Here is a 21,743-nt window from a genome sequence, read left to right as displayed (position 1 = left end):
AGACTTAAAATCTGTAAACTCTTAATACTTTCATCTTAATACTTAATACTTTTTTGAAATGATTGTGATTACAAATCCTTTTTTTGTTGAAGATGAAATTCAAATTCTTCATTCTTTGTTTGAAGAGGGATTGTCTTTACTTCATATTCGGAAACCTGATTTTTGTGAATTGGAAATGGCACAATTTCTTCATCAGATAAAATTGGAATTTCGTGCTAATTTGGTTTTGCATAGTCATCATCATTTAGCGGAAGATTTTGGAATTAACCGATTTCATTTTTCTGAAAAAGAAAGAAAAAAGACTTGGCCTTTCCTGCTAGGTATCCAAAACCATGTAGGTCCAAATCGACATCAACGCATTCAATTGCAGATTTTAATTCATTAAAAAATGATTTTGATTATGCATTTCTAAGTCCAGTTTTCAAAAGTATCTCCAAAGACAATTATGAACCAAAAATTGATTTTTTCGAAGAAATAAAATTAAGAACAAATCATGAAACAAAAGTTGTCGCTTTAGGCGGAATTGATTCAAACAACATTCAAACAACATTAAAAAATGGCTTTGATGATATTGCACTTTTGGGAGCTATTTGGAACAACAAAAAACCATTAACCGAATTTAAATTATGTCAGCAAATCGTCCTTTCGTTCTTACAATCGCAGGTTTAGATCCGTCTGGTGGTGCTGGAATTTTGGCTGATATCAAAACATTTGAACAGCATAAAGTTTCTGGCTTCGCTATTGCAACGGCTAATACTATTCAGACAGAAAATAAATTTTATGAAATTCAATGGATCAATTTAAGCTTTGTTATCCGATCGATCGAAACGCTATTTTTAAGCTATAAAATTGCCGCAGTAAAAATTGGAATTGTTCCTTCTCTACATTACTTGAACCGAATTCTTTCGACTATAAAATTACTTTCTCCTTCAACTCAAATTGTTTGGGATCCGGTTTTAAAATCGACTACAAAATTTGATTTTTTAAATATTGAAGATCATTCGGATCTCCTCAAAATCCTATCAAAAATCGATTTGATTACCCCAAATTATATCGAAATCGAACAATTGCTTCCCGGTTTTATAAAAGAGAATCTTTGGATTGAAAATGAAATTTCAACAGCAATTTTACTAAAAGGCGGTCATAATTCAAATGCAATTGGAAAAGATCAATTGTTCTTGAAAAATGAAATTATCGATTTATTTCCATCAGAAAAATACTGTTCTGAAAAACACGGTTCCGGCTGTGTGCTTGCTTCTGCAATTGCTTCCAATTTAGCTCTAAATCAACCTTTAGAAATGGCTTGCAAAAATGCCAAAAACTATACCGAAAAATACCTGAGTTCAACATCAACCTTAATTGGATATCACTATGTATAGCAAACTTCAATATATCTCGCAGGGCGAAACCATCGACGAACAATTGCGTAATATTCATCAGGCTCTTGACGCAGGATGCAATTGGGTTCAAATGCGTTTTAAAAACCAAACACAAAAAGATGCTTTCACTTTAGCGGAAGCGATAAAACTTTTATGTGAAAAATACACCGCTAATTTTATTGTAAATGATGATTTGCATCTTACTAAAGAAATAGATGCTGACGGCGTTCATTTGGGTTTAACTGATGCCAAAATTAATGACGCGAGAATGCTTTTGGGAACTTCGAAAGTGATTGGAGGAACTGCTAATACTTTTGAAGACATTGAAAATCATGTCAAAAATGGCTGTAATTATATTGGTTTAGGGCCTTTTCGTTTTACTGCAACAAAAGAAAAATTAAGTCCGATTTTAGGATTGTCAGGCTATTTTGATATTCTTCAGAAAATTAAAAAAATAAAATCGAAATTCCTGTTTATGCCATTGGAGGCATCACATTACGCGATGTAAGTCCGTTAATGGAAACTGGAATTTTTGGAATTGCCGTTTCTGGGATTATTACAGAAAGTGATGGCAAAGAAAAATTAATTCAACAATTAAACGAAAAATTATATGCAAACATCATTGTTTAATATAGGAGATAAAACTTTCCAGTCCCGTTTGTTTTTAGGAACGGGGAAATTTGGTTCGAATAAGGAAATGGAAGAAGCGATTTTAGCTTCAGAAAGCGAATTGGTTACGGTTGCCTTAAAACGTATCGATTTAGAAACGGATACAGATGCTATTTTATCGCATTTAAAACATCCAAATATCAATTTACTGCCGAATACATCTGGAGCACGAAATGCAAAAGAAGCTGTTTTTGCCGCACAACTAGCTCGTGAAGCACTAGAAACCAATTGGGTTAAACTGGAAATTCATCCTGATCCGAAATATTTAATGCCAGATCCTATTGAAACTTTAAAAGCTACCGAAGAGTTGGCAAAATTAGGTTTTATCGTGCTTCCATACATTCACGCTGATCCTGTTTTGTGCAAACATTTAGAAAGTGCAGGAACTTCTGCCGTAATGCCTTTGGGTTCGCCAATTGGAAGCAATAAAGGTTTAAAAACGATTGATTTTTTAGAAATTATAATTGAGCAAAGCAATGTTCCGGTTATTGTCGATGCGGGAATTGGTGCTCCTTCTGATGCTCGCCAAAGCAATGGAAATTGGTGCCGATGCTGTTTTGGTAAACACTGCGATTGCCGTTGCCGGAAATCCGAGTTTAATGGCTGAGGCTTTTAAAGAGGCTGTTATTTCGGGAAGAAAAGCTTTTGAAGCTAAAGTTGGCTCTCAACAGAATTATGCTTCGGCTTCTAGCCCTTTGATTTCTTTTCTTTATGAATAATTTTAATCTCTCGCAGATTTGGCAGATTGGACAGATTTATTTGAATTAGAATGCGCAAAAATAATTTGTATGATCTGTATAATCTGAGGGAGAGTATTTTAATAAAAATAAGAAATTTCTTTAATTTTGGTTTGAAAAATAAAATCAAAATTATGTCAGAAAATGAAATTTCATATAAAGTCAGAGGAGCAATTTTTAAAGTATATAACAATCTAGGTCCTGGGTTATTGGAATCGGTTTATGAAAGTGCACTTTTTTATGAATTGGAAAAAGATGGATTACAAGTAGCCAAACAAATTGATTTACCCGTTAAATATGATGATGTTTATTTAGACATAACTTTCAGACTAGATATTTTAGTTGAGGATAAAGTAATTATAGAATTAAAGTCAGTCGAAGAAATGAAGTCAATTCATTTTAAACAATTGAATACGTATTTAAAATTGACAAATAAAAAACTTGGACTATTAGTCAATTTCAACTGTTCTAATATCCTTGAAAATATTCATCGCGTTGCAAATAAAATTTAATCTGCATGATCTGCAAAATCTGCGGGAGACAAAATAAAAATATGAAAACATTCAAATCTATTTTTGAGCAATATAATTGGAATGACATCCAAACCAGAATATATAAAACCACATCAAAAGATGTCGAAAGAACTTTGGCTAAAACCAAATACAATCTCGACGATTTTTTGATTTTGATCTCCCCTATTGCTCAAAATTATTTGGAACAAATGGCGCAAAAATGCCATGAAATCACCAAAAAGCGTTTCGGAAAAACGATTCAAATGTATGCGCCACTTTATTTAAGCAATGAATGCCAAAATATCTGCACGTATTGCGGATTTAGCTTAGACAATAAAATCAAAAGAAAAACACTTTCTGACTCAGAAATAAAACTTGAAGTTGAAGCCTTAAAAAATAGTGGCTTTGATCACGTTTTGCTAGTTACAGGCGAAGCGAATTATACTGTAAACATCAATTACTTTCTGAATGCAATTAACTTGATAAGAAAAGATTTTTCGATTATTTCTGTTGAAGTGCAACCACTTTCTACTGAAGATTATGAACGTTTGCATGACGCTGGAGTTTACTCGGTTTTGGTTTATCAGGAAACATACCATCAGGAAGTTTACAAAAAGTATCATACAAAAGGAAAAAAATCAAATTTTGATTATCGACTAGAAACTCCAGACCGAATTGGAACTGCTGGGATTCACAAAATTGGTTTAGGGGTTTTACTAGGTTTAGAAGATTGGCGAACAGATAGTTTTTTCAACGCTTTGCATTTAGATTATTTGCAGAAGAAATATTGGCAGACGAAATATTCGGTTTCATTTCCGCGTCTGCGACCTGCTGAGGGCATTATCGAACCTAATTTCATAATGGATGATAAAGATCTAACACAATTAATTTGTGCTTACCGATTGTGGAATGAAGATTTGGAAATCTCAATTTCAACTCGTGAAAACGAAAAATTCAGAAACAATATTATACCAATAGGTGTTACAAGTATGAGCGCAGGTTCAAAAACAAATCCGGGCGGTTATGTTGTTGATCCGCAATCATTGGAACAATTCGAAATCAGCGATGAACGCTCCGCCGAAGAAATTTCAAAAATCATAAAAAACGCAGGCTACGAACCCGTTTGGAAAGATTGGGACAAGAGTTTTATTTCAGATTTTAGAGTTTAGATTTCAGATTTTTTCTGCTTTTCATTCAATCTAAAATCAACAATCTAAAATTAAAAAATGAGCATCATAAAAGAATTCCTTCGTTACAACAGACAAACTATTCTTCCTGAAATTGGAGACGAAGGTCAGGAAAAATTAAAAAAAGCTAGAGTTTTAGTAATTGGAGCTGGTGGTTTAGGCTGTCCAATTTTACAATATATTGCTACTGCTGGAGTGGGTTTTATCGGAATTATGGATTTTGATACCATTGAGATTCATAATCTTCACCGACAGATTTTATATACCGAAAATGAAATTGGCGAACAAAAAGCGATTGTTGCACAAAAAGTAGTTTCAAAATTAAATCCGTTGATTGAAACTGTAGCAATCAATGAAAAATTTACTGCTAAAAATGCATCAGAAATCATTCAGCAATATGATATTGTTGTGGATGGTTCTGATAATTTTTCGACTCGTTATTTAGTGAATGATACTTGTGTGAAACTCAACAAACCGTTGATTTACGGAAGCATTTTAAAGTTCGAAGGACAAATTGCAGTTTTCAATCATAATGGAAGTAAAAATCTCCGCGATTTGTTTCCAGAAATGCCCGATCCAAAAGATGTTCCGAATTGTAATTTGAATGGCGTTTTAGGAACTTTGCCTGGAATTATCGGAAACATGATGGCACACGAAACACTAAAATTGATTTTAGAATTACCTTCTTTAAAAAATGAAATTATAATTTTTAATACGCTGAATTGGAATTTTACAAAGCTGAATTTCTAAAAAACAACCTCATCACCAACAGCAATAATTCCTGAATTCAAACTCACAATATTAGTTCCGAATAAAACCGAATTATCGACATTTCTGTATTTGCTGAGAGTTTTTAAAGGTTCTTTTTTTAAACGCCCATTTTCCGGATCATTGTTCACCATAACACATCTTCCGCAAGGTTTTATGTTTTTAAATTGAACGTCTCCAATTGTAAAAGTGGTAAAATCATCTTCTTCATGAGGATTTTCAGTGCTTACTACAATGTTTGGTCGAAATCTTTTTATGGTAATTTTTTCATCCAATTTCTCATTTAAAAAATCAAGACTTTCTGTTCCAATCAATAAATACGGATAACCGTCTGCCAAACTCACATTGAATGTTTCTTTTAATCTGGAGCTTTCGTGTTTGCGAGCTCCATTTCTAAGTATTTTGACTAATTTGCATTCAAAACCTAAATGCTGGCTGAACCACTTTGAAGTTTCAGGATTTACCTCAACAACTTCGCTTTTATCATCCCAGACATTTACTTCTATTGTATTTTCTAAATGTTCATTTACAGAAAATTCATGTTTTTGATCCTGAAAAGTAATGCTGATTTTTCCATTTGAAATCTGCGGATAAAACTGACTCATGATTCGATGTTCTCTCTGCGTCAGCATTTGATTTTCTGCATCAATCAACATCCAACGGCGATCATTTTCAAATCCCATTTCTTCCGCTTTTGCAGATTCAAGACTGATTCCCGCCAAACTTTTTATCGGATAAATATAAATTTCTTTTACACTGTAAACTGCGCTCATTTTTATTTGCTTTTTAAAATGGACATAAACTCTTCACGATCAATTTCGCGACAACCCAAACTTTCCAAATGTGGATTATAAACCTGACAATCCAATAATTTGTAATTTTCTTTCTTCAAATATAAGGCTAAAGCAATAAAAGCTGTTTTTGAAGCATTTGAAACTTTAGAAAACATACTTTCTCCACAAAAAATAGTTCCTTTTCCCAAATCAACTCCATACAAACCTCCAACCAATACTTCATCCTGCCAAACCTCAACAGATTTTGCAAATCCTTCTTCGTTCAATTTGCAATAAGCTTCAATCATTTCGTCTGAAATCCAAGTTCCGTTTTGGCCCTCGCGTTTTATTTTTTGGCAATTCGAAATTACTTCTCTGAAATTTTTGTTGTAAGTCACCTTGAAAATTTTCTGGTTCAGAATCTTTCGCATACTTTTCGATATTACGAGTTCATCAAAAAACAGAACCATCCTCGGATCTGGCGCCCACCAAAGAATTGGCTCTCCTTCATTAAACCACGGAAAGATGCCGTTTTTATATGCCAATTGCAATCGTTCTGAACTTAGATCACCTCCAATTGCTAAAACGCCTTCTTCATCGGCTTCAGTTACTGGTGGAAAAAACAAATCGTTGAATAAATAATACATTTTAAATAATCAAATTTTAAATTGCTTCGCCAGTTCACTATCGCTCGTGTCCAAATCCCAGCGAAATTGAAATCTCAATACAAAAAATTCCAAATCCCAAATTCAAACGAATGAATTGGAATTTGGAATTTATAATTTTGGAATTTACCTTTTTTTAGAACGGTAAATCGTCTGGTTCGTCTTCATTAATGCTTGTTGCTGGTGCAAAAGTTTCTGCGGCTGGCATTGGCGCGCCTTGTGCAGGACCTTCTGGTGCTAATCTTTCGATTCTCCAACCTTGAATACTATTGAAATATCTAGTTTCTCCTTGTGGGTTAACCCATTCTCTTCCTCTTAAATTGATAGAAACTTTTACTGCTTCACCTAGTTTATAGTTGCTTAATAAATCGCATTTATCTTGTGTAAATTCGATTAAAATGTGCTGTGGATACTGCTCATCTGTAGTTACTACTAATTCTCTTTTTTGAATGAAGCACTAACTTGTTGCTCAGGATTTACCACTTTTACTTTTCCTATAACTTCCATCTTCGTCTATAATTAATTATTGTTTCTATTCTTATTTTTTGGCTAAAAGCACTTTCCACGCCGAGGCAACATCGTCATTATTGAGATATTTTTTGGCTTCTAAATGTATTTTTTCCTGATCGTCTGAGCTTAAAACTCCTTTCACAGAAAAATTTTCTTTCACAAATATACTAACTTCTTCCTTTGTAGGCAAGGCTTCTATATTTCCTAATTTTCCAAGGTCATTCCCATTAAACACAGGGCTTTCCTTTACAAAATTCGGAATTGCATCTACTCCAACTCCTAAAGTTGTCAGCGGTTTTGGTACTTCAAAAAGTCCTTCATTCGATCTTGAATACCAATTTGCTCCCAATCTTGAAACCAAATCAATTTTGTGCTGATCAATCGCACCATTTTCATCTAAAATTGATTCGTGAATATGCATTTTCACTACTTCGCACAAAATCAGATTTCCAGCTCCCCCTTCAGTTCCTAACGGAATAATTTGCGTAATCTTGCATTCAAACTGAACCGGAGATTCTTTTACTCGATACGGTTTTACAATATCCGATGGAATTTGTGTCAAACCTGCTTTTATAAATTCGTTTACGCCTTCTCCATATTCTGTGCTTGCCAGCGAAGTCTGTTGTACGATATCATAATTAACTACGTTTATGACAACTTCCTTTGTCGCTTCGGCATTAATCAAAGTGTGTTTTACAGTATTGTCACGAACGCGTCTTGCTGGCGAAAAAACCAAAATTGGCGGATTTGCACTAAACACATTAAAAAAGCTGAAAGGCGATAAATTCGGAATTCCTTTCTCACTAATTGTACTTGCAAAAGCAATTGGCCTTGGCCCTACAGCACTTTGCAAATAACCTTGTAATTTTACTGTTGGCGTCTCTTTTGGATCGATGCTAATCATATATTTTCTTTTTAACCAAACCTCATTTTGGTAACTGCAAAAGTATAGAAATGGTTTAATTCGGAGAAATAGTTTAAGACATAAAAACAAAAATCTTTAGGGAACTGCAAAATATAAAATGACTATATTTCGTTATATTTATACCTCAAAAATTAATTTATGCATTTTTCTGAACGCAGAAATACAACTCGCTGGGTTATAATTCTTATTTCCTTTTTAATCATTACTTTGATTCTTTGGAATACTTATACTTTTTTCCAAATTTTCAAAAATGAAGAGCGTCTGAAAATGAAGCTTTTTGCCAATGCGCAAATTACAATTGTAAATGCCGACGAAAATACCGATGTCGAATTGCCTCTTCAGATTTTCAGCAACAATACTTCAATTCCTGTTGTATTGATGCTGTATGACAATGTTGTAAGTTCTAAAAATGTTCCCGACGAAATTTTAAATGACCCAAAAAAATTAAAACATTTTTTAACCAATTTAAGAAATGAAAACGAACCCATAACTTTTGAATATGCGCCAGGAAAATACCAAATTCTTTATTATGGAAATTCGGCATTACTCAATAAATTAAAGTATTATCCAATTGCTTTGTTATTAATTGTGTTTCTATGTGTTGCATTGATTTACAACTTTTACAAAAGCACCAAAATGGCCACACAGAACAAACTTTGGGCCGGAATGGCAAAAGAAACCGCACATCAAATTGGTACGCCTTTGTCATCATTAATTGGTTGGATTGAAATTCTCAAAACAGAAAATATTGATTCGTCAATAACTTCTGAAATTGAAAAAGATATTAATCGCTTACAAACTATTACAGATCGTTTTTCGAAAATTGGTTCTATTCCAGTTTTAGAAATTCATGATATTGTTTCAGAAACTTTAAATGCGTTTAAATATTTGCAATCTCGTTTTTCAAAACAAGTTTCTTTTTCTTATGATACTCCAAATGAACCGATTTTGGTTGAAATAAATCCGACGCTTTACAGCTGGACAATTGAAAATTTGGTAAAAAATGCGATTGACGCCATGAAAGGAAAAGGAATTTTAGAACTCCAAATCGAACAAGATTCTCATCAAGTAAAAATCAATGTAAAAGATTCAGGAACCGGAATTCCCAAAAAACAATTCAAGACCATTTTTGAAACTGGTTATACAACCAAAAAGCGTGGATGGGGATTAGGACTTTCGCTAACCAAAAGAATTGTTGAAGAATATCATAACGGCAAAATCAAGGTTTTACATTCTGAAATTGGAAAAGGGACTACGTTTCAGATTTCTTTAAATAAAAAAATGCAGTAAAATTATTTACTGCATTTTTTATATTTTTTAAGGGCTTCTCCCAAAGCTTCGGGATCGCTCAGTCTGACACTCGTAAAATATTTACAAATTCTCCGAAATACTTTTAGCCAAAGCTTCAAACTCTTCTTTAGTAAGTGAAACTTTATCGATAAAACGCATTTCATCCATATGATTTAACGGAATCAAATGCACATGCACATGAGGAACTTCCAAGCCAACAACGGCAACACCAACTCTTTTGCAAGGAACTGTTTTCTCTAAAGCAATTGCTACTTTCTTAGAGAATTTCATCAAGCCTAAATACAGCTCATCATCCATATCAAAAATCTTGTCGATTTCTTGTTTTGGAATACAAAGCGTGTGTCCTTTTGCATTTGGATTTACATCTAAAAAAGCCAAAAAGTTTTCATCTTCAGCGATTTTATATGCAGGAATTTCTCCGTTTACTATTTTTGTGAATATTGATGCCATTGTTTATTTGTTTAATCGTTGATTCGTTTAACCGATTGAACTTTTAAAATCCTGATAGTGTGATTGCTTCGTTCCTCGCAATGACTTAATCGCGTGAAATTTCAAGAATTTCGAATTTCAAAACTCCGTTTGGAACTGTAATTTCAGCTACTTCTCCAACCGATTTTCCAAGCAAACCTTTTCCAATAGGAGAAGTTACCGAGATTTTTCCAGTTTTTAGATCAGCTTCGCTTTCAGCAACAAGCGTATATTTCATTTCCATTCCGTTGCTTTGGTTTTTGATTTTCACATTCGAAAGAACCAAAACTTTAGAAACATCCAATTGAGATTCGTCAATTAATCTAGCATTTGCATAAACTTCTTCTAGTTTTGCAATTCTCATTTCTAATAAACCCTGCGCTTCTTTTGCGGCATCGTACTCGGCATTTTCAGATAAATCGCCTTTGTCTCTTGCGTCTGCTATATCTTGAGATGCTTTTGGGCGCATTACACTCTTTAAATGCTCCAACTCATCTTTTAATTTTTTTAAACCATCTGCGGTATAATAAGATACTTTACTCATAACTTCATCGTTTATATAAATACAAAAAATCCCATCGGGACGGGATTTTGTAATACAAATATACTATTATTTTTAATAGTACATAATTATATGTTAATCATATAAAAATCAAAACTAAATAATTTATTTTTGTTTCACTAATCCAAATTCAAATAATGAAAAAAATCTGGCTCTTAATCGTCTTTGTTTGTGTACTTTCTGCTTGTAGCGAAGGTGAACGAAGCAGTAAAAATCCTTACATTCCAAACTACTCTGTTAATTTAACTGTAGATATGAATTTACCTTTGTATTCTAATCTAAAGTATCCAAGTAATGGCGTTATCATTCCGAATTATGGAGCAAAAGGAATTATCATTTTTAATGCTGGAAGCGGTTATAATGCTTTTGATGCCGCTTGCCCAAATCAAGAAATCAATTCATGTACAGCAATGACAATTGATGGGATATATGCAGTTTGTTCTTGCGACAAAGTCCAATACAGCTTATTTACCGGACTTGGCTCAAAGGAATATCCATTAAAATCATATCGCGTCGAAGTTTCTGGAACGGTAATTCACGTATATAACTAAAACAAAAAAAAGCCTGAAAGTTTAGATTTTCAGGCTTTTTTGTTTTTTAGAATTTCAAAGTCAATCCGGCTAAGAAATTGATTCCTGCCTGTGGATAGTAGTAAGGATATATATCCCACATGTATCCATTTGAAACATATTTTTTATCCAAAATATTGTTGACCATACCGGTAATCATAATTGATTTGAAAACTGATTTTGGTTTGATTTCATAAGAAACATTCAAATCGTTCACAAAGTAATCTGCCAGTTTTGCTGAAGGCAATTCGATATTGTTCATGTATTGTTCCCCAACGTATTTTTGCAATAATGAAATATGCAAATTCTGAATTGGGCTGTAAACAATTATATTTCCAGCAATGACTTCTGGAGAATACGCAATTTTAGTTGTTCCATAATTTTGTCCTTCAACAGCTAAATCAACATTTTTATTACTGCTTAAAGTAAAGTTTGGACGAATAATAAATTGTTCCGAAAGCTTAATTGTAGCGTCAAATTCAAAACCTAAACGGTAACTTTTATCTGTATTAGAACGAATTGGCGCTCCAACATCATCAAGTGTTCCTGTCAAAATCAACTGATCTTTATAGGCCATGTAATAGAAATTAGAATTCAATTGGAAGTTTTCCGAATTAAATCTCCATCCTAATTCAAAATCGTTTAGTTTTTCAGGTTTTACATTTCCGCCTTCATAATCGGTTCTGTTCGGTTCACGATTCGCACGAGCGTATGAAAAATACAAGGTGTTTTTTTCATTGAAAGCATAATTCAAACCTGCTTTTGGATTAAAGAAATTGAAATTATCATCAACTAAACCAGTTTCAGCACTGTTTGCTTTGTACTGTACATTACGATATTGAAGGTCTCCATAAAAGCTCAATTTTTCTGTAAACTGATAATTTGCTTTTGCGAAAATATTGCCATCTGTTTTTGTCGAAAAATCATCGTAGTAGTGATCTCCTAATTCTGAGTTTGATGCATATCTAGCCCAGATCACTTTTCCGAAATGATCACCTTCATATTTATTCCAGCCTCCGCCAAAAATAACATCCAGTTTTTCATCTTTATATTTTAGAGAAAAAGTAGTTCCGTAGAAATCATTATCCAACCATTTTTGGCGAACCAAATCTGTCGTTGTGATTGTTCCTACTGGATCTAAACCATAATCGGCCATATCAGCATCTTCTTTATAATTTTCGTAGTAACCTTTTCCTTTTGTATAATGGAAAGCCAAATTAGAACTCCATTTATCAGACCAAGATTCACTCCAGTGCAATTGATAATGGTCTTGCTGATAATTATCGGTTTCATTGTCGTAAAAACGAACATTTCCAGATTCATCTGTGTACATTCCAGCTGAGTTGAATGTACGGTTTTCATTCATGGTTTCAGCGTCAATTCCGTTCCATGATTGATATGTTTTTTCAGTTCCACCAAAAACTAAAGCTTTGATCAAAGTCGTTTTTCCAACATAAGTTCCCTGAAGAAAATACGATTTCAAATCAGAGCTCGCTCTGTCGATATAACCATCAGATTTAATTCTAGACAAACGTCCAGCCAATTCAAAATGATCGTTCAATAATCCTGTGCTGAATTTCACGGTATTTTTCTGCGAATTAAAACTTCCGAAAGAGCTTGAAACTTCGCCCGTTGCCTTCGAAGCATAATTATTTGTCAACATATTCAAACTTGCGCCGAAAGCACCAGAACCATTTGTAGAAGTTCCTACTCCGCGCTGTAATTGAAGACTTTCTACTGAAGAAGCAAAATCGGGCATATTTACCCAAAACGTCCCTTGGCTTTCTGCATCGTTATACGGAATTCCGTTGATCGTAACATTCACACGAGTTGCATCGCTTCCGCGGACTCTGATTCCGCTATAACCAATTCCATTTCCAGCATCAGAAGTTGTAACTACCGAAGGAAGATAATTCATTAAAGTCGGAATATCCTGTCCAAGATTTCTGAATTTGATTTCTTTTTTATCCATATTACTAAAAGTAACCGGAGTTTTTGAAGTCACACGAACCGCCGAAACCAAAACATCATCAAGCTTATTTACTTTGGTCGAATCTTGCTCTTGTGCAAAAGAAAATTGCGAAAGAAAAATAGAAGAAAGAAGAAAGAAAATGGATTTTGTTCTGCTCATTTTTTGAGCCTTTGTGCCTTTGTAACTTAGTACCTCAGCACCTTGAAAAATAGTTTTCATTCGCAAAAATTACGAATAAAAGGGGGAATTATTCTTTTGTTAAATTAATAAATGTGTTTCACGACAAGATAAAGTGTGCACGCTCGATAGTGTCGTTTTTTCCCTTAGCAACATTACTCGCTCAGGTTCTTTGGGTATGATCTCAGCTCGTTATTTAGAGCACCCCTTTGAGACAGTGCAAATGTAATGTGTTAAATTCCAAAAAACAAATTCCAAATTCCAAAAATCAAATGCAACTTTAATTTTTAGAAATTGATACATTTTTGGCATTTTTTACAAGACAATAAATACCAATAAAAAGCCCAACTACACCTCCAAGATATCCAAAATTATGTATTGAACCTACATTTATAAAATCCTGAACATGTCTCGTATTAGCTGGTATATACCAATCTATCTTATCATCAACAAAGAAAAAGCCCCACAAAAATCCTAGGAAGCCAAAAACTAAAGCCGTTAGCAAATTAAAAAAAATTGACTTTATTGTAATCTTTAAAATCTCTTTCGATTTAAAAAACAAAGAAACAAATGCATAGATAATACCTAAATAATATCCGACCCACCAAGTCGCTAAAAACCCAACAATTCCAGCTTTAATTCTTTCATTTGAAACTCCCCACTGGTTTACTCCAAATTGCTCGAATTTATAAAGTGTATAGTATTCTGGTGAAATTGTGTAGGTAATTTGGTCATGTAAAATTCCATAAATTCCAGCAATCAAAATTGAAGAAATAATTATCAGAAAGAAATTAAGTATTTTAAACATTGTCTCAAATTTTATGGTCCTAATCTAAATTTGGCTTTTTACGAGATTGTTTTAAATCAGAAATATTCTTTTTATCCTTAATTCGTTTTTTGATAACTGATTTTGGAACCTTAGTTGCTTTTCTAACTTTAGGAACAAATAATCCTTTTTTGATTATTTCCAAAAATCGTTTTGTGACGATTTCTTTGTTTTTAAGCTGACTTCGGTCTTCGTCACAATTTAAAATCAAGATATTTTCAGAAGTTAAACGTGCTTGCAATATTAGTTTGCAAAAGCAATTTTTCATCTTCAGATAAGGCTTGCGAAGCTTCTAAATCAAAAGACAAAACCACTTTTGATGAAACTTTATTTACGTTTTGCCCGCCCGCGCCACTACTACGAACAGCTTTGAAATTTAATTCTGATATGATTTTTTCAATATCCATTATTGTGGCTGATGTGGTGCTTTTAATAAATCATTTACTGTTTTCACAGGGTTAAAAGTAATCAATGGAACGGCAACAAAAATAGTCAACCAATGCGCCATTGAACCATTCCATAATCCTGGCAATTCGTAATTTTTAACTGTTTTTCCGTCAACACTTTTTTCAACAATAAAACCTGTTTTTTGATCTACAAAGTCTTGTAAATCAAATTTCTGGCCTTTATAATTTTTAATTCCACAAACTAAATCTACGGGATTAAAATGTGTAGATTCTGCTAAAATTTTAGCCTGCTTTTTATCCGATAAATCAATTTGCGATGTCTCAACAATCTGAAGTGATCTTATTCCTTTGTCACTCATCACCCAAAAAGGTCCTCCACCGGGTTCTCCTTCATTTTTCACCATTCCGCAAACTCTGATTGGGCGATCCAAAAGTTCTTTCACTTTGTTGATTTTATTCTCAAAAGTGAACATTTTAAAATCACTGGAGATTTCTATATTTAGGTTTTCAGACAAAAAACGAACGATCTCTTCCAGTTCAGTTTCACCGATTTTTTGCTCATCAATAGCGTTTAGATAACTAAAAACTTTTTGCTGTGCTTCAATCAATACTCCAGCAAGCGCTTTTTTATACAATGTAATTTTATCAATATGATTTTGAATTACATTGTCGATATTTTTAATAAAAATAACATCGGCATCAAGTGTATTTAGATTTTGAATCAATGCGCCATGTCCGCCTGGTCTAAAAATCAAGGTATCATTTTTATCTCTTACCAATTTGTTTTTTGTGTCAACCGCAATTGAATCTGTACTTGCATTTTGATAGGAATATCCAATATTAATTTGAATTCCAGAATCCTTTTCGACTTTCTCTTTTAGAATTTCAATCTCTTTTTCAAATAATTGCTGATGCGTTTCGGTTACCGTAAAATGAAGATTTGAAACCTTATTGGAAGAAGCATAATGAGCACATTCATTCAGATGTTCTTCAATCGGATTCGCAATGTGATCTTTGTATTTATGGAAAGGCAAAACCGCTTTTGGCTTATCTGCGAAAGCAAAATAATCCTGCGAAAGCAATGTTTTTATGAAATAGTAATTTTTATAATCACGCTCTAAAGCATCAAAATCAGGATAAATTGATCTCAGCTTTTTATCGACCGCTTTAAAAAATGGAAACTTGTCCATTGCGACAATAAAAATCGGTAATTCTTTATCTTTCTTTCTATTTATGTAAGCGTTTATTGTTTCTTTTTCGATATCAAATTCATTCAAAAAAGCTCTTAAAAATTTAAACATTCTCGTCGCCGCACCTGAAGCTGGAACAAACTTTTTAATTTTCAGATTCTTTACTTGCGAATCAAAAAAGCCGCTTTCTCTTCGAACTCTGTTTCTGAAAAAGCTAAAATTCCGTCATCAATTGTCGCCGCACTAATTAGGTTGGTTTTGGTTATTCCTTTTTTGAAAATTTTCAATTGCTTAAGAACATTCTCAAAAGATATCCCTCGCTCATATAACTGAACAAAATCTTCTGATGTAAAGCCACGTTCTTTGGCCATAGCAAGCTCATCAATAATTGCAGTTGCTTTTGCCAAACGGCTTTCTTTATCTCCTGAAAGAATTATGAATGGTTTTTTAGTATCTATTAAAGTCTGTTTGAAAACAGAAAATACAGTTTCTCTTCCATCTGGAGAATCTCTAATATCATCTTTTTCCCAAGGGACATCAATATCAGTTAAGAAAAACAAATCATATTCATGTTCCAGTGTCGCTTCATTTAAAAGCGGATCACAAAAACCATAATACATCTCAGAGAAAACTTTGGTAACCATCAAATTAGTATCGCAGAACAAATAAGTATTTGCTTTAGAAAGTTTTTCATTCTCTAAAGCTGTTTGTCCGTATGCAATAGGCATCATATCATCAGCCACGCAAATGTGCTGGTTTTCTTCCCATTTTTCTTGTAAATAATCACGAGCAAATTCTGGAACCCATTCGGTTTCGTAGTATTCTGCAAGCTGTTTTGCTAAGGTTGTTTTTCCAGTACTTTCAGGACCAAACAAAGCAATTTTTATGATAGTTGTTTTTTGCTGTCTAAGATTTTTCTCCATTCTAAATAAGCTGAAATAGCCAAAATTGTAAAAATTAAATATTGAAGTGACAGCATCCCTAAGCCACGATAAGCATAAAGAGGCACAACAATTATATCGCCAATAATCCAAAGTGTCCAGTTTTCGATTTTTTCCTGGCCATGTACCACATTCCCGCGAAAAATATTCCTGACGAAATCATATCGACATAATTGTCTTTTTTGATTTCATAATCAAAATATTTATAAATGCCGAAAACTACAAAAACGGTTACAATAAACAGTACGATTCCGATTATTTTTTCATTAAGATTTGTACGAGTAATTGGTAAATTATCCTCAACCGTTCCTCCTCTTGCCCATACATACCAACCGTAAATACTCATAATCGAAAAATATCCGTTGATAATCATATCGCCAATGTAGCCCGCAATGTATAGTAAATACACTGAAATTACTGTTGCAATTAATCCCGTTGGATAAACCCAAATGTTTTCTTTTTTTGCAAACCAAACACTTAAAATACCACAGACAAAAACTAAAAATTCAAGAACAATATGCCATAGCGGCGCATTTTTGTAACTGTCTAGAAAAAATCCATCATTGGGTCAAGCTGTTTTTTGGTATGGTTTAGGATTCAAAAAAACGACTGTTGTTTTCAAAAGCAGTTCCAATAACTACTAAATCGGCGCCAGCTTTGTATGCATTTTGAATTCCGTGCAAATCTACAATTCCTCCGCCAACAATTATAGGAATTTCTATATTTTGAGCAATTAACTCTATCATTTTCAGCGGCACTGCATTTTTAGCACCACTTCCAGCTTCTAAATACATTAATTTGTTTCCTAACATTTCTCCCGCCTGAGCAGTTGCCAAAACCAAATCAAAGTTTTCACGATTCAGCGGTTTCGTTTTGCTAACGCGCGCAACGGCAGTTTCATTGCCGCTTTCAATCAAAATATATCCTGTAGAAATAACTTCTAGATTTGTTTTTTTAGTATTGGCGCGACTTGAACTTGATATTCAATTAAATAATCTGGATTTCTACCCGATAATAAGGATAGAAATAAAATAGCATCTGCTTGAGGAGAAATTTGCGACGGATCTCCAGGAAATATAATTACTGGAAGGTTTGTTTTTAGTTTTAACTGTGCGATTAAATCTTCTAAAATTGTTGCCTGAACAATGCTTCCGCCCACAAAAATATGTGTAGCGGGCGACTGATTTATCTTATCTAATAAATGATCTAAATTTTCCCAAACAATTTTATCAGGATCTAAAAGAATGGCCAGCAATTTTTGGCCACTTTTTTTAGCTTCTAAAATTTGTTGATGGATATTAAGTATTTTATGCCTCATAATGGCCGTAAAAGTAAAAGTTTTTAATGTGAAGAACTATTTTGAATAAATTATATTTGTATTGCTGTTTTTGAAAACCAAAGTGATAAAGATATGATTGCTCCCGAATTATTAGAAAAATATGGCGCTTTGAAAAAATCTTTCGACAAAAATGAAACTATTTTTGAAGAAGGAATTTTCCCTGCAAATTATTATCAGATCCTTTCTGGAGAAATAAAAATGAGCAACTACAATGATGACGGACGCGAATTTATTCAGGGAATATTCTACAAGGACCAATCCTTCGGCGAACCGCCTTTATTTTTAAACCAAAAATATCCTGCTAATGCAATTGCGGTCGATGACAGCGAAATTCTTCTTCTTCCAAAATCAAACTTTATGAAATTGCTGGAAGAGAATCCAAAAATCAGCATTAAAATAATCGAAAACTTGGCGCAACGTTTGTATTACAAATCAGTTATGGTCGCTGAGATTTCGACGCAAGAACCTGAACACCGTGTTTTGAAATTAATCGATCACGGAATTGCTTATTTCAATTTTAAGAAAGAAACCAACGGATATTTAATCAATTTCACCAGACAACAAATTGGAGATTTGACTGGACTGCGCGTTGAAACCGTTATTAGAACCATAAAATCATTGGAAAAAAAGGGCGAATTGAAAATTATTAACCGAAAAGTATATCGATAAAAAAGTTTTTGTTTTATGATTTTAATCATAAAACGCAAGCAGTATTGTGCACGTACCTTTGTTGGTATAAAATCACAATATCATGACACTATATCAATCAACATTCGACATTTTCAATAGAAATTACATGGGTTCTGTTTGCAATGGCAGTAATTGGGCAAAGCTGTTTAGGAGGCGGCTGCTGCAATGTACGTTTTAGCAAACGGAACTTCAATTCCTCAAATGATTCAACTAGGCATCATTGTTCTGGCTTGTGTTTTTGCAAATACATCAATTTTAGCACAAATGAAACACAAAACAGTTTTTAACTTTATAATTGCAAGCGCTGTATTAAGCGTATTTTTTATATTATTGAATAGTTTTATTCTATGAAAAAGCAAATAGAAAACAGAGCTGATGTTTCTTTCTTAGTACATCAATTCTATGCTAAAATAAGAGCCGATAAGGAAATCGGCTTTTATTTTAATGAAATGATTTCGGATTGGGAGGCGCATCTCGAAAAACTGACTGATTTTTGGGAAACAAATTTATTTGCGATTCGCAAGTATAAAGGAAATCCACATGCGGTTCATAACCAAGTTGATGAACATTTTGGAGGCAAGATTACAGCAAACGAATTCGGAATTTGGCTGAATTATTGGGCGCAGACTTTAGACGAACATTTTGAAGGTGAAAATGTTGAAACACTAAAACGTCGAGCTAGAAAAATGAGCACTTTTTTGTATGTGAGCATGTTTCAGCACAGACAAAAGGAAAGCGAAGTTTGACTTTCTAAGACTGTGACTGAAAACTGAGACTAAAAAACTACTTCTCAAAAGCATAAACCAAAGTAAAAGTTCCTTCAAAATTATCGGATTTCACTTCTTGATAATGCACATTAAAATCTTTAACCAAGTCATCAAAATGAAGACTTGCCTTTGTTTGAGCGTTGTTTAGAGAAAAATCCTCTACCCAAATGTGATCTTTAAAACTGATTCCTTTCTCGTTTCTGATTTTAAAAATAGCTTCTTTAGCACCCCAGACAACAGTAAGTTTCTTAACATATTCTTCTACAGATTTTGGTTCTAAGTACTTGCATTCGTAATCTGTAAATTTATCTGCAATTCGCTGAATTTTTTCGCGTTGCAATTCCATGTCAATTCCAACAGTTTCATGGCTTATAATTATAGTCGCAAAATGATAAGAATGCGTAATTGAGATATAATTATGACAATCAAAATAGGGTTTCCCGAATTCGTCATAATGCAGGTCTTTATCTGTAAAACCCATTTCTTGAATCAGCATTCGAACACTCAAAAAAGCACGCTGATGCATTTGTGACTTCATTCCGTCTAGTCTTCGTTGCGTTTTTTCTTTCAGGGTAACACGGCTATACAATTCATCAAAAGATTCGGTTATTTCCCAAATTAAGATTTTAGTGGTTTCGTTAAACTGTATGGTCTGAAATAAAGGCATTACTTTTTAATTGTAAATTATGAATGGTTAATTATAAATTATGGGCGGCACATTTTAAACCATATAAGTTATTTAAGAAAATATAACTGTTGGCTCAAAAATGTATTAGTAAATATAAGCAATTCAGTGCAAAGGTAATAGTTTCAGAATCTTTTTAAATGAACTTACATCACTTATATGGTTTAAAAACGATTCCTAAACTAACATTCTAAAGATTAAGAATTTAAAGATTTCACAAATCTTAGAGAAAGTAGTAAAAATAAAAAGCTATTCCTTAAATTTGCAAAAAATTTACACCCGAGCCTGAAAGGCGAACGGACGAAGTAATTATACAAATATAACATATATAATATAAATGAGTACTACAACTACGCCATATGTGGCTTACAAAGTAAAAGACATTTCTCTAGCGGCTTGGGGAAGAAAAGAAATTGAACTAGCTGAAGCTGAAATGCCAGGTTTAATGGCACTTCGCGCTGAATACAAAGACGAACAACCATTAAAAGGTGCTCGTATTGCTGGATGTTTGCACATGACGATTCAAACTGCTGTTTTGATCGAAACTTTAATTGCTCTTGGTGCTGAGGTTACTTGGTCTTCTTGTAACATTTTCTCTACTCAAGATCAAGTCGCTGCTGCAATTGCTGCTTGCTGGAATTTCTGTTTATGCTTGGAAAGGTTTAAATGAAGAAGAATTTGACTGGTGTATTGAGCAAACTTTATTCTTTGGAGAAGACAGAAAACCATTGAACATGATTCTTGATGATGGTGGAGATTTGACTAACATGGTTATCGACCGTTACCCAGAATTAGTTCCTGGAATTAAAGGTCTTTCTGAAGAAACTACAACGGGGGTTCACAGACTTTACGAAAGAGTAAAAGCTGGAACGTTGCCAATGCCTGCTATCAACATTAACGACTCTGTTACTAAATCTAAATTTGACAACAAATACGGATGTAAAGAATCTGCGGTAGACGCTATTCGTCGTGCAACTGACTTAATGTTGGCTGGAAAAAGAGTAATTGTTTGCGGATATGGTGACGTAGGAAAAGGAACTGCTCGCTTCTTTTAGAGGTGCTGGTTCTATTGTAACAGTTACTGAAATTGATCCAATTTGTGCTTTACAAGCCGCAATGGACGGTTACGAAGTTAAAAAATTAGATACTGTAATTGCTAATGCTGATATCATCATTACAACTACAGGAAATAAAGATATCGTGGTTGGAAGTCATTTCGAAAAAATGAAAGACAAAACTGTTGTTTGTAACATCGGACACTTTGATAACGAAATCGACATGGCTTGGTTAAACAAAAACCATGGTGCTTCTAAAATCGAAATCAAACCTCAGGTTGACAAATATACTATCGCTGGAAAAGATATCATTATCTTGGCTGAAGGCCGTTTAGTAAACCTTGGTTGTGCTACAGGTCACCCAAGTTTTGTAATGAGTAACTCATTTACAAATCAAACTTTGGCACAAATCGAATTATGGAAAAACAGCGCGACTTACAAAAATGAAGTTTACATGTTACCAAAACATTTAGATGAAAAAGTTGCCGCTTTACACTTAGCTAAATTAGGCGTTGAACTTGAAGTTTTAAGAGAAGATCAAGCGACTTACATTGGTGTTGAAGTTCAAGGTCCATTCAAACCAGAATACTACAGATATTAATCTATTTTAGATTTCTGAGTTTAGATTTTAGATTTCTTTAAAATCATATATCAAACCC

At 33.5% G+C, this 21,743-nt stretch carries 18 protein-coding genes and 8 pseudogenes; 13 read left to right on the top strand and 13 right to left on the bottom strand.

What is annotated here, in order from left to right; all coding sequences use genetic code 11:
* The first annotated feature begins 58 nt into the window (after positions 1 to 58).
* From ACQ9BO_RS05940 to ACQ9BO_RS05905, 8 genes and pseudogenes are all read left to right on the top strand, one after another.
* The gene (locus tag ACQ9BO_RS05940; protein WP_431243986.1) at positions 59 to 385 is read left to right on the top strand and encodes a hypothetical protein; all 327 of its coding nucleotides are present in this window, start codon (positions 59 to 61) and stop codon (positions 383 to 385) included.
* On the top strand, positions 304 to 669 hold the full coding sequence (locus ACQ9BO_RS05935) for a thiamine phosphate synthase (protein ID WP_431243985.1): 366 nt from the start codon (positions 304 to 306) through the stop codon (positions 667 to 669). The genes ACQ9BO_RS05940 and ACQ9BO_RS05935 overlap by 82 nt, the downstream gene beginning before the upstream one ends.
* On the top strand, positions 627 to 1,379 hold the full coding sequence (locus tag ACQ9BO_RS05930; RefSeq protein ID WP_431243984.1) for a hydroxymethylpyrimidine/phosphomethylpyrimidine kinase: 753 nt from the start codon (positions 627 to 629) through the stop codon (positions 1,377 to 1,379). The genes ACQ9BO_RS05935 and ACQ9BO_RS05930 overlap by 43 nt, the downstream gene beginning before the upstream one ends.
* Positions 1,372 to 2,009: pseudogene (locus ACQ9BO_RS05925) on the top strand (thiamine phosphate synthase). The gene ACQ9BO_RS05930 and the pseudogene ACQ9BO_RS05925 overlap by 8 nt, the downstream one beginning before the upstream one ends.
* A pseudogene (locus ACQ9BO_RS05920) lies at positions 1,990 to 2,767 on the top strand (thiazole synthase). Before ACQ9BO_RS05925 ends, ACQ9BO_RS05920 begins: the two co-directional pseudogenes overlap by 20 nt.
* A 152-nt stretch (positions 2,768 to 2,919) precedes the next feature.
* Complete coding sequence (locus tag ACQ9BO_RS05915; protein WP_431243983.1) at positions 2,920 to 3,297, top strand: GxxExxY protein; 378 nt, start codon at positions 2,920 to 2,922, stop codon at positions 3,295 to 3,297.
* Between the two features lie 41 nt (positions 3,298 to 3,338).
* Positions 3,339 to 4,466 (top strand): 2-iminoacetate synthase ThiH, encoded by a 1,128-nt coding sequence (gene thiH / locus ACQ9BO_RS05910; RefSeq protein WP_431243982.1) that lies wholly within the window; start codon positions 3,339 to 3,341, stop codon positions 4,464 to 4,466.
* A 57-nt stretch (positions 4,467 to 4,523) separates the two neighbouring features.
* Positions 4,524 to 5,234 (top strand): HesA/MoeB/ThiF family protein, encoded by a 711-nt coding sequence (locus tag ACQ9BO_RS05905; protein ID WP_431243981.1) that lies wholly within the window; start codon positions 4,524 to 4,526, stop codon positions 5,232 to 5,234.
* On the opposite strand, the gene ACQ9BO_RS05900 is transcribed toward ACQ9BO_RS05905, so the two are convergent.
* The 4 genes and pseudogenes from ACQ9BO_RS05900 to ACQ9BO_RS05885 form a co-directional block, all read right to left on the bottom strand.
* Positions 5,231 to 6,025, bottom strand: coding sequence for an MOSC domain-containing protein (locus ACQ9BO_RS05900; RefSeq protein WP_431243980.1), 795 nt, complete (start codon positions 6,023 to 6,025; stop codon positions 5,231 to 5,233). The genes ACQ9BO_RS05905 and ACQ9BO_RS05900 overlap by 4 nt on opposite strands.
* A gap of 2 nt (positions 6,026 to 6,027) precedes the next feature.
* On the bottom strand, positions 6,028 to 6,672 hold the full coding sequence (gene aat / locus ACQ9BO_RS05895; RefSeq protein WP_431243979.1) for a leucyl/phenylalanyl-tRNA--protein transferase: 645 nt from the start codon (positions 6,670 to 6,672) through the stop codon (positions 6,028 to 6,030).
* 154 nt (positions 6,673 to 6,826) lie between these two features.
* Positions 6,827 to 7,197 (bottom strand): annotated as a pseudogene (locus tag ACQ9BO_RS05890) (DUF3127 domain-containing protein).
* Between the two features lie 31 nt (positions 7,198 to 7,228).
* The gene (locus ACQ9BO_RS05885) at positions 7,229 to 8,104 is read right to left on the bottom strand and encodes a flavin reductase family protein (RefSeq protein ID WP_431243978.1); all 876 of its coding nucleotides are present in this window, start codon (positions 8,102 to 8,104) and stop codon (positions 7,229 to 7,231) included.
* A 159-nt stretch (positions 8,105 to 8,263) separates the two neighbouring features.
* On the opposite strand from ACQ9BO_RS05885, the gene ACQ9BO_RS05880 reads away from it, so the two are divergent.
* Positions 8,264 to 9,415, top strand: coding sequence for a sensor histidine kinase (locus tag ACQ9BO_RS05880; protein ID WP_431243977.1), 1,152 nt, complete (start codon positions 8,264 to 8,266; stop codon positions 9,413 to 9,415).
* Positions 9,416 to 9,496: 81 nt separating this feature from the next.
* Here the strand turns inward: ACQ9BO_RS05880 and ACQ9BO_RS05875 are convergent, their stop codons facing one another.
* Entirely contained in the window at positions 9,497 to 9,886 is a 390-nt protein-coding gene (locus ACQ9BO_RS05875; RefSeq protein WP_431243976.1) for an HIT family protein, read from the bottom strand.
* An 85-nt stretch (positions 9,887 to 9,971) separates the two neighbouring features.
* Entirely contained in the window at positions 9,972 to 10,448 is a 477-nt protein-coding gene (greA, locus tag ACQ9BO_RS05870; protein WP_132990808.1) for a transcription elongation factor GreA, read from the bottom strand.
* A gap of 155 nt (positions 10,449 to 10,603) precedes the next feature.
* On the opposite strand from greA, the gene ACQ9BO_RS05865 reads away from it, so the two are divergent.
* Positions 10,604 to 11,017, top strand: a complete 414-nt coding sequence (locus ACQ9BO_RS05865; RefSeq protein WP_431243975.1) for a Rieske (2Fe-2S) protein — start codon at positions 10,604 to 10,606, stop codon at positions 11,015 to 11,017.
* Between the two features lie 46 nt (positions 11,018 to 11,063).
* Here ACQ9BO_RS05865 and ACQ9BO_RS05860 read toward each other — a convergent pair whose 3' ends face one another.
* The 6 genes and pseudogenes from ACQ9BO_RS05860 to ACQ9BO_RS05835 all read right to left on the bottom strand — a co-directional run bounded on the left by ACQ9BO_RS05860 (position 11,064) and on the right by ACQ9BO_RS05835 (position 17,866).
* Positions 11,064 to 13,226, bottom strand: coding sequence for a TonB-dependent receptor (locus ACQ9BO_RS05860; protein WP_431243974.1), 2,163 nt, complete (start codon positions 13,224 to 13,226; stop codon positions 11,064 to 11,066).
* Positions 13,227 to 13,464: 238 nt separating this feature from the next.
* Positions 13,465 to 13,992, bottom strand: coding sequence for a hypothetical protein (locus ACQ9BO_RS05855; protein ID WP_431243973.1), 528 nt, complete (start codon positions 13,990 to 13,992; stop codon positions 13,465 to 13,467).
* Between the two features lie 19 nt (positions 13,993 to 14,011).
* A pseudogene (arfB, locus tag ACQ9BO_RS05850) lies at positions 14,012 to 14,417 on the bottom strand (alternative ribosome rescue aminoacyl-tRNA hydrolase ArfB).
* Positions 14,417 to 16,530: pseudogene (locus ACQ9BO_RS05845) on the bottom strand (DUF4301 family protein). The pseudogenes arfB and ACQ9BO_RS05845 overlap by 1 nt, the downstream one beginning before the upstream one ends.
* Positions 16,491 to 17,065 (bottom strand): annotated as a pseudogene (gene pnuC, locus ACQ9BO_RS05840) (nicotinamide riboside transporter PnuC). The pseudogenes ACQ9BO_RS05845 and pnuC overlap by 40 nt, the downstream one beginning before the upstream one ends.
* 73 nt (positions 17,066 to 17,138) lie before the next feature.
* Positions 17,139 to 17,866: pseudogene (locus tag ACQ9BO_RS05835) on the bottom strand (geranylgeranylglyceryl/heptaprenylglyceryl phosphate synthase).
* A gap of 93 nt (positions 17,867 to 17,959) precedes the next feature.
* Here ACQ9BO_RS05835 and ACQ9BO_RS05830 point away from each other — a divergent pair.
* On the top strand, positions 17,960 to 18,556 hold the full coding sequence (locus tag ACQ9BO_RS05830; protein WP_431243972.1) for a Crp/Fnr family transcriptional regulator: 597 nt from the start codon (positions 17,960 to 17,962) through the stop codon (positions 18,554 to 18,556).
* A 368-nt stretch (positions 18,557 to 18,924) separates the two neighbouring features.
* On the top strand, positions 18,925 to 19,323 hold the full coding sequence (locus tag ACQ9BO_RS05825; RefSeq protein ID WP_431243971.1) for a group III truncated hemoglobin: 399 nt from the start codon (positions 18,925 to 18,927) through the stop codon (positions 19,321 to 19,323).
* A 37-nt stretch (positions 19,324 to 19,360) separates the two neighbouring features.
* Here ACQ9BO_RS05825 and ACQ9BO_RS05820 read toward each other — a convergent pair whose 3' ends face one another.
* Positions 19,361 to 20,011, bottom strand: coding sequence for a 4'-phosphopantetheinyl transferase family protein (locus ACQ9BO_RS05820; protein ID WP_431243970.1), 651 nt, complete (start codon positions 20,009 to 20,011; stop codon positions 19,361 to 19,363).
* 355 nt (positions 20,012 to 20,366) lie between these two features.
* On the opposite strand from ACQ9BO_RS05820, the pseudogene ahcY reads away from it, so the two are divergent.
* A pseudogene (gene ahcY, locus ACQ9BO_RS05815) lies at positions 20,367 to 21,685 on the top strand (adenosylhomocysteinase).
* The last annotated feature ends 58 nt before the right edge of the window (positions 21,686 to 21,743 follow it).

Source organism: Flavobacterium sp. P21 (genome assembly GCF_050632225.1).
Classification (GTDB): Bacteria; Bacteroidota; Bacteroidia; order Flavobacteriales; family Flavobacteriaceae; genus Flavobacterium.
The sequence above is the reverse complement of the archived record's forward strand: the minus strand, read 5'-3'. Positions and strand labels throughout refer to the sequence as shown.

Bases quoted from the DNA above. Each gene is read 5' to 3' on its own strand.
- ACQ9BO_RS05940 (WP_431243986.1), top strand. From the start codon at position 59: ATGATTGTGATTACAAATCCTTTTTTTGTTGAAGATGAAATTCAAATT.
- ACQ9BO_RS05930 (WP_431243984.1), top strand. From the start codon at position 627: ATGTCAGCAAATCGTCCTTTCGTTCTTACAATCGCAGGTTTAGATCCG.
- ACQ9BO_RS05915 (WP_431243983.1), top strand. From the start codon at position 2,920: ATGTCAGAAAATGAAATTTCATATAAAGTCAGAGGAGCAATTTTTAAA.
- thiH (WP_431243982.1), top strand. From the start codon at position 3,339: ATGAAAACATTCAAATCTATTTTTGAGCAATATAATTGGAATGACATC.
- ACQ9BO_RS05905 (WP_431243981.1), top strand. From the start codon at position 4,524: ATGAGCATCATAAAAGAATTCCTTCGTTACAACAGACAAACTATTCTT.
- ACQ9BO_RS05900 (WP_431243980.1), bottom strand. From the start codon at position 6,025: ATGAGCGCAGTTTACAGTGTAAAAGAAATTTATATTTATCCGATAAAA.
- aat (WP_431243979.1), bottom strand. From the start codon at position 6,672: ATGTATTATTTATTCAACGATTTGTTTTTTCCACCAGTAACTGAAGCC.
- ACQ9BO_RS05885 (WP_431243978.1), bottom strand. From the start codon at position 8,104: ATGATTAGCATCGATCCAAAAGAGACGCCAACAGTAAAATTACAAGGT.
- ACQ9BO_RS05880 (WP_431243977.1), top strand. From the start codon at position 8,264: ATGCATTTTTCTGAACGCAGAAATACAACTCGCTGGGTTATAATTCTT.
- ACQ9BO_RS05875 (WP_431243976.1), bottom strand. From the start codon at position 9,886: ATGGCATCAATATTCACAAAAATAGTAAACGGAGAAATTCCTGCATAT.
- greA (WP_132990808.1), bottom strand. From the start codon at position 10,448: ATGAGTAAAGTATCTTATTATACCGCAGATGGTTTAAAAAAATTAAAA.
- ACQ9BO_RS05865 (WP_431243975.1), top strand. From the start codon at position 10,604: ATGAAAAAAATCTGGCTCTTAATCGTCTTTGTTTGTGTACTTTCTGCT.
- ACQ9BO_RS05860 (WP_431243974.1), bottom strand. From the start codon at position 13,226: ATGAAAACTATTTTTCAAGGTGCTGAGGTACTAAGTTACAAAGGCACA.
- ACQ9BO_RS05855 (WP_431243973.1), bottom strand. From the start codon at position 13,992: ATGTTTAAAATACTTAATTTCTTTCTGATAATTATTTCTTCAATTTTG.
- ACQ9BO_RS05830 (WP_431243972.1), top strand. From the start codon at position 17,960: ATGATTGCTCCCGAATTATTAGAAAAATATGGCGCTTTGAAAAAATCT.
- ACQ9BO_RS05825 (WP_431243971.1), top strand. From the start codon at position 18,925: ATGAAAAAGCAAATAGAAAACAGAGCTGATGTTTCTTTCTTAGTACAT.
- ACQ9BO_RS05820 (WP_431243970.1), bottom strand. From the start codon at position 20,011: ATGCCTTTATTTCAGACCATACAGTTTAACGAAACCACTAAAATCTTA.